Genomic DNA, 14254 nt, shown 5'->3' with positions numbered 1-14254 from the left:
CGGAAAATCCTCCCGTTCATTCCCGTCTTCGACAAAGGCGAGCGCAAGGACGGGACATTCTCCCGATCTGACTTCACCTGGGACGATGAGAATGATCGCTACATCTGTCCGGAGGGCAAGGAGAGGCGGCACACTTGGCGAACCTACTCAGATCCAGAGCGGAACGCCCCCAGCTGGCGCTCACGAAAATACCGGGCCTTGAGCGCTGATTGCAGGGACTGCCCCTCAAAAGCCAAATGCTGCCCAAACTCCGAGGTCCGCGCGATCCATCGTGAGAAATACGAAATCGTCAGGGACTTTGCGCGGCAATGCACGGCCTCCGAATACAACTCGACCGCACAGAAGCGGCGCAAGAAGGTGGAGATGCTCTTCGCCCACCTAAAACGCATCCTCGGTCTGGCACGGCTCCGATTACGGGGGCCTTGGGGCGTCCAAGACGAATTCACCCTCGCAGCCACAGCCCAAAACCTCCGGAAATTGGCAAAACTCAAGCCGATGGCACCCGCCGTAGCGTAACAAGGCGGTATCGCCTCAGACTGCCCAACAAAATGTGCGCCGTACCCATCCCCAACGCACAAAACCAAACGACTTTTTCAACGAAATCGGCTCAGACCGGCCAAATGCATCTGCGGCGTTTCCCAAATAACAAGCAACCGGACAACGGCCATTCAATCCGCCAGTAAAATCAGGTGTCAGCGCGGTGCTGATGTCTGGGCTTATGGACCTGATCCGCGACCCGTTCAGCGATGCGGCATCCGGTGGCCTGGGCCTGACCGCGCTGGCAACCATGGATGTGACCATTTCCCGCGCTGTGCAGACCGAAATCCTGACCGGGCTGCAATAATGCTCTGGGGCGGTCACAGCGGCGGGCTGGAACTCCGCAGGCGGGCATCCGGTGCTTTGGCGCTGCGTGGCCGCTTCCCCTGCAACAAGCGTGCAGTCCTCAGCGATGGGGGCCGCACCGGCAGGCCGCGCAAGGAAGTGATTGCGCCGCGTGCCTTTTCCTATCGGGTGGAACTGCCGGATGAGGGCATTCACCTGCTGGTGGGCCGTTCCTATGACCGGCCTCTGGCATCGCGCGGGGCCGGAACGCTGGATCTGCAAGACAGTGACGACGCCCTGACCTTCACGCGACAATCACCGAGGAAATGCAGGAAGTGTCCTATGTGCGGGACGTGCTGGTGGCTATCCGCGCGGGGCTTTTCCTGGGCATTTCGCCGGGGTTCCCGGACACCTCGATTTCGGGGCGCCGGGTCGCACGTGAACTGACGGCCCTGGTCGAGCGGCGCGGGAAGCCCGGCATGATTGTCAGCGACAACGGCACGGAACTGACCTCTAACGCCATCCTGCGATGGTGTTCCGAGCGCCGCATCGAATGGCATTACATCGCGCCGGGAAAGCCGATGCAGAACGGCTTCGTCGAAAGCTTTAAGGGGCGGATGCGGGATGAACTGCTCAACGAGACCATGTTCCGGAACCTGGCTCACCCACGCGCCGTGATCGCCGCCTGGGCAGCCGACTACAACACCGAACGCCCGCATTCGGCCTTGGATTACCAGACGCCGGCCGACTACGCGCGGACCCTGACCGCCGCAATCGCCCGCCCCGCTGCGCGAGATGAAAGCTCCGCGCGTCGGGCGATTGCTCAAACTGCGCCGATCGGCGTAAACACCAACCGGACTCCGGTCGCGGCTGGATGAAACTTCAGTGGCAGGTCAAGCCCTAATATGTGCAAGGTTATGCCTCATTGGCAAATAATGGAGCATTGGCGATCCCTGAAGGACTCGAACCCTCAACCTGCTGATTAGAAGTCAGCTGCTCTATCCAGTTGAGCTAAGGGACCGCTTGGCGCCAGTTATGACAGGCGGGTGCCCAGGGTCAAGCCGGTGCGCGCAAGTCCAGGTGCATGAATACTGACCAAGGATCCTTGGTGTAATCCGCGAAGGCCGAGCATTGCTTGAAACCAAAGGATTCATACAGTCTGCGCGAGGGCAGAAAATCATCCGTGGAGCCGGTCTCCAAAAAGATGCCTGTGGCCCCTTCCTTGCGGGACAGTTTCAGCAGGAATGCCAGCATTGCACGTCCCGCTCCGCTGCCGCGGGCCTCGGAAACCGTGTGCATGGATTTCAGCTCGCGTGCGCCGCCGTCCAGCAGTTTCAGCGCCCCCATGGCAACCGGATTGCCGTCACGGCGCAGCAGAAAGAACTGCACCTCAGGGCCTTCAAGGCCGCTTGTATCCAGCGCGTGGCAGCTTTCTTCCGGCGATTGTGCCGCCATTTGCGAAAGATGCCGCCGAATGAGGGCGGACGCTTCCGGCCCGGCCGGGTTCTCCGGGTTGATCTCAAAACGGGGCATGGCGTGGTGCAGCTCCTGCTCTTGGGAATTGAATGCGGTTTGTACCTTCTGTTCAAGAAATAAGACAGCCACCCTTTGCCTCAGAGTGTCAAGGTTTTGCGAGGCACTGCGGCTGAGTAAAAAATAGCCCGGAAATCCGGCGCATTTTACAAGCCCGCCAAAGCCATGCGAGCCGGGTCTTGCCGGTTGCTGGTGGTTTTCAATCCCGTCGGCGCGCCAGCGCTGCGGATCAGTTACCCGGAACAGGGAACTCGACAATCCGCCAATAGCGGTCAACCATGTTTACGAGTTCCAGAAAATCACGCCCTGCCGTTTCCTTGACGATATAGCCCGCTGCATTCAAGTCATAGGCAGCTTCGATGTCGTGTTCGTGGCTTGAGGTCGTCAGGAAGAATACCACTGACCTGCTGAGTTCAGGATCTGCGCGCAATTCCTGGACCAGTTCGATGCCGCTCATCCTCGGCATCTTGATATCAACAAGCAGAACATAGGGGGGTTGGACTTTGTCCTTGCCGCCCGTGCCGCGGAGATAATCCAGCGCCTCAAGACCGTCTATCGCGCGGGTGATCTCATTTGCGATTTTGACTTTCCTGAATGCCCGCTGAACCGCCTTGGCGTCACCATGGTCATCATCCACCAGAATGATACTTAGATCTTTCTTACCATTCTGCCCGCCACTCATGTTCTTTTGCATGCTGTTGCCTATCCGTTATCGGCGCGGGCCGTTTTGGGCCAAGTGAAACGAAATGCGCAGCCTTCACCGGCAGAGGACTGCAAAGAGATCGTGCCGCCCGCATTTTCCACATGCTTCTTGACGATCGCGAGGCCCATTCCACTGCCCTCGACCACATCGCGCGACTTTAAGGTCTGAAACATCTTGAATACCTGCTCGTGAAATTGCGGATCAATTCCTGGACCGTCATCAGCGACCGTAAAGGCATGAAATCCGCCGCCGTCTTCCAGCAATACGTCAACGACGCCGGTGCCCGTGTCATTGTGCTTGATCGCGTTGGAGACAAGGTTGGCGAAAATCTGCTTGAGGGGCATGTTCGGCAGCTGGATACTTGCGAACCCGGGGTCGATATTGATGGTGAAACCCTCAGGCTGCTCGACCAGCATCAGCACTTCATCCATCAGCTCGGCGCCCGGCATCAACGTTTGGTATCTGGCGTCCGTGCTGCGTCCTGCCCGGGAATATTCGTGCAAATCGTTCAAAAGTTGTTCCATCCTCATAATCCGGGATCGGATGAGCTGCAGGTTTTCCCGGCTCTCGTCGTCCAGGGCATCAGCCAGATCTTCCTCCAGCCAGCTGGAAGCGTTCCCGATAACCCGCAGAGGGGCCCGCAGATCGTGAGATGCCACATAGGCGAAATCGTCCAGATCCTGGTTCGACCGGGATAGATCATTGATGAACTGCTCCCGCTCAGTTTCGATACGCTTCTGTTCGGATATGTCGCGGACGATACCGCTGAACAGGAGGTGGCCGCCGACCCGGACTTCGCTGACAGACAAATCGAGCGGGAAGACATTGCCGTCTTTGCGCTGTCCCTGAACCTCCCGGGCGGTCCCGATGATCTTCTTCTGTCCGGTCCGGAGATAGTTGCTGAGGTAGCCATCATGTTCAGTGCGGTAATGCTCCGGCATCAGGAATTTAACGTTGCGGCCAATGGCCTCTTCGGCGTCGTAGCCAAAAATTTTCCGGCAGGCGCGGTTGTAGCTCAGGATGGTTCCTTCGGTGCTGATGGTTATCATCCCCTCGACAGTGTTGTCCTGAATGGCAGTAAGTTCGGTTTTCTTGCGCCTTAGAGAGAGCTGGGCAGCTTTTTGCAGGGCAAGGGCCCAAAGTGCCAATATCGTGAGCCCCCGGTTGCTCAGGACGATCCACGCATTGACGCCGGTCCGCGGGAGCAGCACATAGGCAAGGAGCGTCAGCACGGTTGCAGCCGCGGCATACCAATAGACCGTGTTCGGGGTGTCATTCCAAAGGGCGCCGAGGACAACGCTCACGTATATCAGGCCACCCGCGATCCCAAGTGGTGTCAGCAGATCGAAAGCAAAGCCGGCACCAAGAAGCAGAACTGCAATGCCGTGGGTCCGGTACTGGATGGGATTGCGCCGGAGTGGCCGGGGGGCGTCCATTGGTCTGGAAAGTGTCATCCTTGGATCTTTCAGCTGCTGCACAAACGATCAATTGCCTGATTGCCAATTGCCGGGATGCCACGCTGCACGCTGCATGCAGCCCGGCCTTTTGGATTAGATTACATCTTTTGGAGATTTCGGCAATAGTCGCGCAACTTAAAGTTGCTCATTGCGGAGCGGCGTTTCCTTGGAAGACGCTTAGACCCATGCATCTCGCGGTGTTAAGGTTTTTCTGTTGGTTTCATGAGGCTTCTGGCGCGAGCTATCGAAAATCAGGAACGCGCGCAGAAATTCATCTTTTTCAGATTCAAAGCGTCGAGGCCCGTAGATCAGGACAGCGATGCCAGGATTGTTGCCGGTAAGGTCGAGTGCACCCAGGCCACAATCCAATTCAAGCCGGACGGCACAATTCTGACTGCAAACGGCAATTTTCTTGCTGTATTGGGCTACCGGCTGGAAGAGATTACGGGCCGGCTGCACTCGAAGTTAGTAGCATCTGATTTAGCCGCGGGTGCGGAGTACAGAGCGTTCTGGAAGGATCTTGCCGGTGGCCGCGTGTCCAAGTTCAGTTCCGCCGCCGATCCGGCCCCGGCTGCGGATGTAGTGGCCTTTCAGCGCCCGGCGGCGCCAGCCCCGGCGGCATAAGGCGCGGGTGGTTTCAGTGCGGATGCGCTGCCAGCCGCGCACGGGCCGGATGATTCCTGAAACCCGCTAGCGGCTGTTGTCTGTGGCAACAGTAAGGCTTTGCATGAATAGACGTGTTGACACTCCCGGCCCGCGCCGCAACGCTGGCGCGCAAAAATGACGGGATAAAGACATGGACAACCAGAAGGCGCCAGCCTATCCGCTGGTCCGGCGGGCCGGGTTGAACGGCATGCTGGTAAGCTTTGACAGCAGCCTGAGTGAGGCCTCGAACCGCGCCGCGCTGGCCTTTGGCAGTGCGGTGGAGGCTTTGCCGCTGGAAGGGGTGGTCGAGACCATGGCCTCTTTGGCCTCGGTCTTTGTCCGTTTCGACCCTGCTGATTTGGAGCATGAGGTGCTGGAGGCTGAGTTGCAGAGCCTTCTGACGACCCGGGACTGGCTGCAGACGCCGTTGCCGGCCGGGCGCCGGTTCTGGCGCGTGCCCACAGTATATGGTACCGACCTGGCGCCCCAGCTGGCGGAAGCAGCTGATGCCGCAGGTCTGAGTGAGGCACAGGCCATCGAAAGCCTGGGCGCCGCGCGGGTGCGGGTGCTGACCATCGGCTTTGCCCCCGGCCAGCCCTACCTTGGGTCCCTTGGACCCGAGTGGAACTTGCCGCGGCAGACCGAGCTGACACCAATGGTGCCGCGCGGCGCGCTGGTGCAGGCGATCAGCCAATTCGTCTTGTTTTCAAATCCGGCACCAACCGGCTGGCGTCATGTCGGCCAAACCGGGCTGACCCTGTTCCAGCCAGGCGCCGAGCAGCCGTTTGCTCTGCGCCCGGGCGATGAGGTGCAATTTGAGCCGGTTTCCAAACAGGACTTCCTGAAACACTGTGAGGATGACCCGTTGCTTGGTGGTGCTATCGCCTCGGAGATCGCGGCATGAGCGGCCTCAGAATACTGCGGATCGGGCCAGCGGCTTCGGTTCAGGATTTGGGGCGGCCCGGTTTGCTGGGGCAGGGGGTGTCCCAGGGCGGCGCTGCGGACCCGCTGGCTTTGGCCGAGGGGGCTGCGCTGCTGCGGCAGGATCCCGGTCTGGCAGCCTTGGAAATGGTCGGCATGGGCGGCGAATTCGAGGCAACCGGCGCCCTGCGCATTGCCGTGACCGGTGCGCCCATGGCAGCAACGCTGGAGGGAGAGCCGCTGGCCTGGAATGCGTCGCACCGGATGGAGGCGGGCCAGCGCCTGTCCATCGGTGCCGCCCGCCGCGGCGTCTACGGATATCTGCACCTTGGCGGCGGCATCGCCACGGAACCGCTGCTTGGCTCCCGCGCGGTGCATCTGATGGCCGGGCTGGGGCGGGCGGCCGAAGCCGGAGACCTGCTGCCTGCCGGTGCGGAACAAAATAGTGAAACGGGTCTGGTGCTGGCCGCCGAAGACCGTTTTCAGGGTGGCGAACTGCGCATTGTCGAAAGTTTCCAAAGCAACCTGTTCCCTGAGGCGGACCGCATCCGGTTCGCGGCCACTGCTTTCAGGCGCGGCAGCCGAGCGAACCGGATGGGGGTGGAAATGGTCTCGGACGGCGAGGGCTTTGCGGCTGACGGCCAGCTCAATATCCTGTCTGAGGTAATCCTGCCGGGTGATGTGCAGATGACCGGCGATGGCAAACCATTCGTGCTGTTGCGCGAATGCCAGACAACCGGCGGCTATCCGCGGATCGGCACCGTCCTGCCGTGCGATTTGCCAAAGGTAGCGCAGGCACAGGCCGGGGTTGCGCTCCGCTTCCGCTGGATCGGCCTGACAGAGGCTCTGGAAATCCAGTCCAGGTTCGAAAAGTCTCAAAAAGGGTTGCCCGCAGCCTGCCGCCCGCTGGTACGCGATCCTGCTGCGCTGCGGGACCTGTTATCCTGCCAACTGATCAGCGGGGCCGTCTCTGCGGAGGCGGACCCTTTCGCCACGGGAGAGACCGGATGACCAAGACCATCGATCTGAACGCCGATATGGGCGAAAGCTTCGGCCCCTGGACCATGGGGGATGACGCGGCGCTGCTGAAAATCGTCTCTTCGGCCAATATTGCTTGCGGCTTTCACGCCGGCGATCCGGATGTGATGGCCCGGACCATGGCGCTGGCGTCTGAGAACGGCGTCGGGATCGGTGCTCATCCCGGTTTTCTGGACCTGCAGGGCTTCGGGCGGCGCAAGATGCATGTACCGCACGGCACGCTGGCCAGCATGATCCGCTACCAGCTCGGCGCGGCACAGGGCATGGCGCGGGCCGCCGGAACCCAAGTTCGCCATCTGAAGCTGCACGGGGCACTTTCCAATATGGCCTGCACCGATCACGCGATGGCGCGGGCTTGTTATGAGGCAGCGCTGGAGGTGGATCCGGACATTATCATCATGGTGCTGGCTTCCACCGCCATGGAAGAGGTGGCGCGCGGCCTCGGTTGCAACTGGTGCGGTGAGATCTTTGCTGACCGCGCCTATAATGATGACGGCACGCTGGTCGACCGCGCCCTGCCGGGCGCGGTCATTCATGACCCGGCTTTGGCCGGTCCGCGCATTCTGCAAATGGTGGAAGAGGGCGCCATCATCACCGAAAGCGGCAAGCGTATTCCCACCGCAATCGATACCATCTGCCTGCATGGGGATACGGCGGAAGCGGTGCAGCTGGCCCATTCTGTCCGCACCAGCCTGACAGAAGGCGGGATTGCGGTCCGTCAATTTGCCGGGCGCCGGGGCTAAGCCCGGCTGGGGCCGGGTGCTATCCGCTGCTTCAGGGGGATTGCCTGGCTCTACGGCGCCTTCGGGCATTTTCAGGTCCAAATCTGTGGAACCGGATGGCTGAACCGAAGGGAAACTGCCGCGGGCGACTCGCAGAAACCTGTGTCTCTTGTATGCCCTGGGTCGGAAATAACAACATCTAGCGGAAGGTGGCCCTCAAACCATCGCGCCTGTCGCGGCCAGGCCGGTCCGATGGCCGGGAAACAGCAAGCCGGCTGTCTTTTTGTGTTGGGTAAGGCTTTGAAATCAATTGAACTTCACGAGAGTTTTTCAAAAAGTCATGCAAACGTCAAAAAAGGGCTTGCGACTCTCCGGCGCTAACCATAGAACACCCCTCACCGGCGGCGCTGAGGCGCAGCGGGACACACCGGACGGGGCGGCGGCGACGCAGGAACGGACGGGAGACACGGCGGAGAGACGCCGGGACGGGCCGGAGAGACGGCAGGACACCCGGGAGAGACCGGGGCATTTTGCAGGATATGGCAGGCGGGCGCGCTGGGGAACTGGCGCATCGGTCCTGTTTTTGACCTCGGGATGTTTGCTCTTTGACATTGATGGATAACTGAAGAGATATGCGGGCGGTTTGGTTCATTTCGATGGATCAGCGTCTGTATGTCAACGCTCATAGGGGGTTCGCTTCCGATGATTGAGTGTCAGCTTCACTGTCTTGTTCGGCTTCGGTTTCTTTTGAAACCAAGCACAACAGACAGAGAATGATTGGTTGCAGTTCCGGTTCCTAGCCGGGTCGGATCGCAAGGCGTGTCAAACCCCCGTGTTTGGCGGCTTTGTTAAAGCAACCAGTGATGTGCAGAGGTTCGAACGTCAAGGATACGCTGGCAACGGCGTTTCAACTTGAGAGTTTGATCCTGGCTCAGAACGAACGCTGGCGGCAGGCCTAACACATGCAAGTCGAGCGCGCCCTTCGGGGTGAGCGGCGGACGGGTTAGTAACGCGTGGGAACGTGCCCTTCTCTAAGGAATAGCCACTGGAAACGGTGAGTAATACCTTATACGCCCTTCGGGGGAAAGATTTATCGGAGAAGGATCGGCCCGCGTTAGATTAGATAGTTGGTGGGGTAACGGCCTACCAAGTCTACGATCTATAGCTGGTTTTAGAGGATGATCAGCAACACTGGGACTGAGACACGGCCCAGACTCCTACGGGAGGCAGCAGTGGGGAATCTTGGACAATGGGCGCAAGCCTGATCCAGCCATGCCGCGTGAGTGATGAAGGCCTTAGGGTCGTAAAGCTCTTTCGCCAGAGATGATAATGACAGTATCTGGTAAAGAAACCCCGGCTAACTCCGTGCCAGCAGCCGCGGTAATACGGAGGGGGTTAGCGTTGTTCGGAATTACTGGGCGTAAAGCGCGCGTAGGCGGACCAGAAAGTAAGGGGTGAAATCCCAGGGCTCAACCCTGGAACTGCCTCTTAAACTCCTGGTCTTGAGTTCGAGAGAGGTGAGTGGAATTCCGAGTGTAGAGGTGAAATTCGTAGATATTCGGAGGAACACCAGTGGCGAAGGCGGCTCACTGGCTCGATACTGACGCTGAGGTGCGAAAGTGTGGGGAGCAAACAGGATTAGATACCCTGGTAGTCCACACCGTAAACGATGAATGCCAGTCGTCGGGTAGCATGCTATTCGGTGACACACCTAACGGATTAAGCATTCCGCCTGGGGAGTACGGTCGCAAGATTAAAACTCAAAGGAATTGACGGGGGCCCGCACAAGCGGTGGAGCATGTGGTTTAATTCGAAGCAACGCGCAGAACCTTACCAACCCTTGACATCCTCGGCCCGCCAGAGAGATCTGGTTTTCACTTCGGTGACCGAGTGACAGGTGCTGCATGGCTGTCGTCAGCTCGTGTCGTGAGATGTTCGGTTAAGTCCGGCAACGAGCGCAACCCACATCCTTAGTTGCCAGCAGGTCAAGCTGGGCACTCTAGGGAAACTGCCCGTGATAAGCGGGAGGAAGGTGTGGATGACGTCAAGTCCTCATGGCCCTTACGGGTTGGGCTACACACGTGCTACAATGGCAGTGACAATGGGTTAATCCCAAAAAACTGTCTCAGTTCGGATTGGGGTCTGCAACTCGACCCCATGAAGTCGGAATCGCTAGTAATCGCGTAACAGCATGACGCGGTGAATACGTTCCCGGGCCTTGTACACACCGCCCGTCACACCATGGGAGTTGGTTCTACCCGACGACGCTGCGCTAACCCTTCGGGGAGGCAGGCGGCCACGGTAGGATCAGCGACTGGGGTGAAGTCGTAACAAGGTAGCCGTAGGGGAACCTGCGGCTGGATCACCTCCTTTCTAAGGATGATGCTGGCATCATGGAGCTTGCTCCTGATCGTGCATCACTTAGCATGGGCAGCAATCAAAGCTGCCCGCATCGGGGCATCGCAAGATGCCCTCCGGACCGGACCGTCCTCATATCTCTTCAGGAACACACGCGGCAGCAGCCGTTACTGGCAGCTGTCCGGTGACATAACCACTGAGTGCTGCTCTCGGGCATTGCCTTGCAATACCCTGTCGCACACCGGTTTTGTTTTGCAGAGCGAAACGAAAACCTGGGTCGGTAGCTCAGGTGGTTAGAGCGCACGCCTGATAAGCGTGAGGTCGGAGGTTCAAGTCCTCCTCGACCCACCATTATCCCTCGGGGTATATTTGGGGCCTTAGCTCAGCTGGGAGAGCGCCTGATTTGCATTCAGGAGGTCAGGAGTTCGATCCTCCTAGGCTCCACCACCGCCCGCGGGGGCGCCGCAAGGAAGAACATATCTTCAAGCAGTTGATGACTGTTTGAACGTCTGTTCTTCAGACGAAAATTGACATCGTAAAGAGAGATACAATCAACAAGACTGTTGGCCGCCCGAGTGAGGGACCGGTCTCAGTCAGGTGCTGACTGTCCTTCGGGACGGGATGCGAGCTTCAGAATACGTCATGTTTCCTCAGACGTCCTGAAGTCTGCCTGATTGAAAAGACAGTGTTGTCCAAGTCAAGTACACTAACCCGCATGATCCGAGGATCATGCAACAAGTTCCTGGTCGCATCAGTGGCCGGGAGCGGGATAGTTTGCTTTTTGGTTCAGAAATAGCGGCGCCGGTTCGTTACCAGCTTCCGGTGCCCTGAAAGGTAACACTTTCTCTTTCTGGATCAAATCAAGCGCGAGAAGGGCGTTTGGTGGATGCCTTGGCAGTAAGAGGCGATGAAAGACGTGATACCCTGCGATAAGCTTGGGGGAGCCGGGAATAGGCTTTGATCCCAAGATCTCTGAATGGGGGAACCCACCTGAAAGTTTGTTATAATAGCCGCCGGTTCATTCCGGATGGCTGCTTATAATGGGCTTAACCAGGTACTTATGGACTGAATACATAGGTCTATAAGAGCAAACCCGGGGAACTGAAACATCTAAGTACCCGGAGGAAAGGACATCAATAGAGACTCCGTTAGTAGCGGCGAGCGAACGCGGACCAGCCGAGCCTGATGAGTGAGAAGAACATGTTGGGAACCATGGCCATAGCGGGTGACAGCCCCGTATTCTAAGCTCTGAGGGACGTATTAAGTAGGGCGGGACACGTGAAATCCTGTTCGAAGATCGGAGGACCACCTCCGAAGGCTAAGTACTCCTTACTGACCGATAGCGAACCAGTACCGTGAGGGAAAGGTGAAAAGCACCCCGGCGAGGGGAGTGAAACAGTACCTGAAACCGAACGCCTACAATCAGTTGGAGGCCCCTTGAGGGCTGACAGCGTACCTTTTGTATAATGGGTCATCGACTTGGTCTCACGAGCAAGCTTAAACCGTTAGGTGTAGGCGCAGCGAAAGCGAGTCTTAATAGGGCGCATGAGTTCGTGGGATCAGACCCGAAACCGAGTGATCTAGGCATGGCCAGGTTGAAGGTGCGGTAACACGCACTGGAGGACCGAACCCACATCCGTTGAAAAGGATCGGGATGAGCTGTGCCTAGGGGTGAAAGGCCAATCAAACTCGGAGATAGCTGGTTCTCTGCGAAATCTATTTAGGTAGAGCGTCATCCGAATACCCCGGGGGGTAGAGCACTGGATGGGTAATGGGGCCCCACAGGCTTACTGATCCTAACCAAACTCCGAATACCCGGGAGTACTGGATGGCAGACACACGGCGGATGCTAACGTCCGTCGTGGAGAGGGAAACAACCCTGACCTCCGGCTAAGGCCCCCAATTCATGGCTAAGTGGGAAAGCAGGTGAGACGTCCAAAACAACCAGGAGGTTGGCTTAGAAGCAGCCATCCTTTAAAGATAGCGTAACAGCTCACTGGTCTAATCAAGATGTCTTGCGGCGAAGATGTAACGGGGCTCAAGCCATGAGCCGAAGCCGAGGATGCACATCGTGCATGGTAGCAGAGCGTAGTGTGACATAGTCTCATTCCTCCTTAGTTCCTTCGGGAGCATTGGAGGAGAGAGGCTTTCGATGAAGCGGGCGCGTGAGCGATCCCGTGGAGAGATCACTAGTGAGAATGATGACATGAGTAGCGACAAAGAGTGTGAGAGACACTCTCGCCGAAAGTCCAAGGGTTCCTGCTTAAAGCTAATCTGAGCAGGGTAAGCCGGCCCCTAAGCCGAGGCCGAAAGGCGTAGGCGATGGGAACCACGTTAATATTCGTGGGCCAGGAGGATGTGACGGATTGTGAAGGTAGTTCATCCTTATCGGATTGAATGGGCTGCTGATCAGTCCCTGGAAATAGCCCTCCGTCAGACCGTACCCTAAACCGACACAGGTGGACTGGTAGAGAATACCAAGGCGCTTGAGAGAACGATGTTGAAGGAACTCGGCAAAATACCTCCGTAAGTTCGCGAGAAGGAGGCCCGGGTCCTACGCAAGTGGAATCCGGGGGCACAAACCAGGGGGTGGCGACTGTTTATTAAAAACACAGGGCTCTGCGAAGCCGCAAGGCGACGTATAGGGTCTGACGCCTGCCCGGTGCCTGAAGGTTAAAAGGAGGGGTGAGAGCTCCGAATTGAAGCCCAGGTAAACGGCGGCCGTAACTATAACGGTCCTAAGGTAGCGAAATTCCTTGTCGGGTAAGTTCCGACCTGCACGAATGGCGTAACGACTTCCCCGCTGTCTCCAACATCGACTCAGCGAAATTGAATTGCCTGTCAAGATGCAGGCTTCCCGCGGTTAGACGGAAAGACCCCGTGCACCTTTACTACAGCTTCGCACTGGTATCAGGATTGTGATGTGCAGGATAGGTGGTAGGCATCGAAACCGTGACGCAAGTCGCGGCGGAGCCTCCCTTGAGATACCACCCTTCGCACTCTTGATATCTAACCGCGGTCCGTTATCCGGATCCGGGACCCTGCGTGGCGGGTAGTTTGACTGGGGCGGTCGCCTCCTAAAGAGTAACGGAGGCGCGCGAAGGTTGGCTCAGAGCGGTCGGAAATCGCTCGTTGAGTGCAATGGCAGAAGCCAGCCTGACTGCGAGACTGACAAGTCGAGCAGAGACGAAAGTCGGCCATAGTGATCCGGTGGTCCCGAGTGGAAGGGCCATCGCTCAACGGATAAAAGGTACGCCGGGGATAACAGGCTGATACTGCCCAAGAGTCCATATCGACGGCAGTGTTTGGCACCTCGATGTCGGCTCATCTCATCCTGGGGCTGGAGCAGGTCCCAAGGGTACGGCTGTTCGCCGTTTAAAGAGGTACGTGAGCTGGGTTTAGAACGTCGTGAGACAGTTCGGTCCCTATCTGCCGTGGGTGTAGGATACTTGAGAGGAGTTGCCCCTAGTACGAGAGGACCGGGGTGAACGAACCACTGGTGGACCTGTTGTTGCGCCAGCAGCAGTGCAGGGTAGCTATGTTCGGACAGGATAACCGCTGAAGGCATCTAAGCGGGAAGCCCCCCTCAAAACAAGGTATCCCTGAGGGCCGTGGAAGACCACCACGCCGATAGGCCGGAGATGTAAGTGCAGCAATGCATTCAGTTGACCGGTACTAATCGCCCGATAGGCTTGATTTGATCCAGTAACAGACAGTGTTACGGAAACACCAAACAAGCAAACACATCCCAAATAACAAACACTTGGACAACCTTGATTGTAACGCCTGCCCTTGTGGATATGTCATGTGACATAGCTCAGGTGCGGCAACGCATGTTTGCTTCGCAAACACGCTGCCTGCCGCTGACCGAGAAACATCCACAAGCCGCAGGCTTGTTGGATTTTTCTCGGTTTGGTGGCTACAGCGCAAGTGAAACACCCGGTCCCTTCCCGAACCCGGAAGTTAAGCACTGCCGCGCCGATGGTACTTGGGCTCAAGCCCTGGGAGAGTAGGTCACCGCCAAACCTAGTAAAATCCAAATCTCTCGCAACGAT

General features: G+C 58.0%; 9 protein-coding genes, 3 tRNA genes, 3 rRNA genes and 1 pseudogene. 12 read left to right on the top strand and 4 right to left on the bottom strand.

Annotation, left to right across the window (positions count from 1 at the left end):
- The 3 genes and pseudogenes from AC0KW6_RS22240 to AC0KW6_RS22230 form a co-directional block, all read left to right on the top strand.
- Positions 1 to 516 (top strand): transposase (locus AC0KW6_RS22240; RefSeq protein ID WP_474036073.1); only part of this gene is annotated, 516 nt, incomplete at its 5' end.
- A 190-nt stretch (positions 517 to 706) separates the two neighbouring features.
- Positions 707 to 844, top strand: a complete 138-nt coding sequence (locus AC0KW6_RS22235) for a hypothetical protein (protein ID WP_323782927.1) — start codon at positions 707 to 709, stop codon at positions 842 to 844.
- A gap of 382 nt (positions 845 to 1226) precedes the next feature.
- A pseudogene (locus AC0KW6_RS22230) lies at positions 1227 to 1700 on the top strand (integrase core domain-containing protein); the annotation flags it as partial.
- A gap of 66 nt (positions 1701 to 1766) precedes the next feature.
- Here the strand turns inward: AC0KW6_RS22230 and AC0KW6_RS22225 are convergent.
- The 4 genes from AC0KW6_RS22225 to AC0KW6_RS22210 all read right to left on the bottom strand — a co-directional run bounded on the left by AC0KW6_RS22225 (position 1767) and on the right by AC0KW6_RS22210 (position 4512).
- Positions 1767 to 1843 (bottom strand) — tRNA-Arg (locus AC0KW6_RS22225).
- A 35-nt stretch (positions 1844 to 1878) separates the two neighbouring features.
- Positions 1879 to 2355 carry a GNAT family N-acetyltransferase gene (locus AC0KW6_RS22220; protein WP_323782930.1) on the bottom strand — a complete coding sequence of 159 codons (477 nt, stop codon included), beginning with the start codon at positions 2353 to 2355 and terminating at the stop codon, positions 1879 to 1881.
- 229 nt (positions 2356 to 2584) lie between these two features.
- A complete protein-coding gene (locus AC0KW6_RS22215; protein ID WP_323782933.1) occupies positions 2585 to 3049 on the bottom strand; it encodes a response regulator in 465 nt (154 codons plus the stop codon).
- Between the two features lie 8 nt (positions 3050 to 3057).
- Complete coding sequence (locus AC0KW6_RS22210; RefSeq protein ID WP_323782936.1) at positions 3058 to 4512, bottom strand: sensor histidine kinase; 1455 nt, start codon at positions 4510 to 4512, stop codon at positions 3058 to 3060.
- Positions 4513 to 4737: 225 nt separating this feature from the next.
- Between AC0KW6_RS22210 and AC0KW6_RS22205 the strand changes: the two genes are divergently transcribed.
- From AC0KW6_RS22205 to rrf, 9 genes are all read left to right on the top strand, one after another.
- Positions 4738 to 5139, top strand: coding sequence for a hypothetical protein (locus AC0KW6_RS22205; RefSeq protein WP_323782939.1), 402 nt, complete (start codon positions 4738 to 4740; stop codon positions 5137 to 5139).
- Positions 5140 to 5311: 172 nt separating this feature from the next.
- A complete protein-coding gene (locus tag AC0KW6_RS22200; RefSeq protein ID WP_323782942.1) occupies positions 5312 to 6064 on the top strand; it encodes a 5-oxoprolinase subunit B family protein in 753 nt (250 codons plus the stop codon).
- On the top strand, positions 6061 to 7092 hold the full coding sequence (locus tag AC0KW6_RS22195; protein ID WP_323782945.1) for a 5-oxoprolinase subunit C family protein: 1032 nt from the start codon (positions 6061 to 6063) through the stop codon (positions 7090 to 7092). Before AC0KW6_RS22200 ends, AC0KW6_RS22195 begins: the two co-directional genes overlap by 4 nt.
- Positions 7089 to 7862 (top strand): LamB/YcsF family protein, encoded by a 774-nt coding sequence (locus AC0KW6_RS22190; protein ID WP_323782948.1) that lies wholly within the window; start codon positions 7089 to 7091, stop codon positions 7860 to 7862. Before AC0KW6_RS22195 ends, AC0KW6_RS22190 begins: the two co-directional genes overlap by 4 nt.
- A gap of 887 nt (positions 7863 to 8749) precedes the next feature.
- Positions 8750 to 10214 (top strand): 16S ribosomal RNA (locus AC0KW6_RS22185).
- Positions 10215 to 10473: 259 nt separating this feature from the next.
- Positions 10474 to 10550 (top strand) — tRNA-Ile (locus AC0KW6_RS22180).
- A gap of 20 nt (positions 10551 to 10570) precedes the next feature.
- Positions 10571 to 10646: transfer RNA gene (locus AC0KW6_RS22175), tRNA-Ala, on the top strand.
- 411 nt (positions 10647 to 11057) lie between these two features.
- Positions 11058 to 13899: ribosomal RNA gene (locus tag AC0KW6_RS22170) — 23S ribosomal RNA — on the top strand.
- A 211-nt stretch (positions 13900 to 14110) separates the two neighbouring features.
- Positions 14111 to 14225 (top strand): 5S ribosomal RNA (gene rrf, locus AC0KW6_RS22165).
- The 16S, 23S and 5S rRNA genes sit together here with 2 tRNA genes alongside, the layout of an rRNA operon.
- Positions 14226 to 14254 lie beyond the last annotated feature (29 nt).

This window comes from Leisingera sp. SA215 (assembly GCF_055902035.1).
This window is presented reverse-complemented; position numbering and strand designations above follow the sequence as displayed.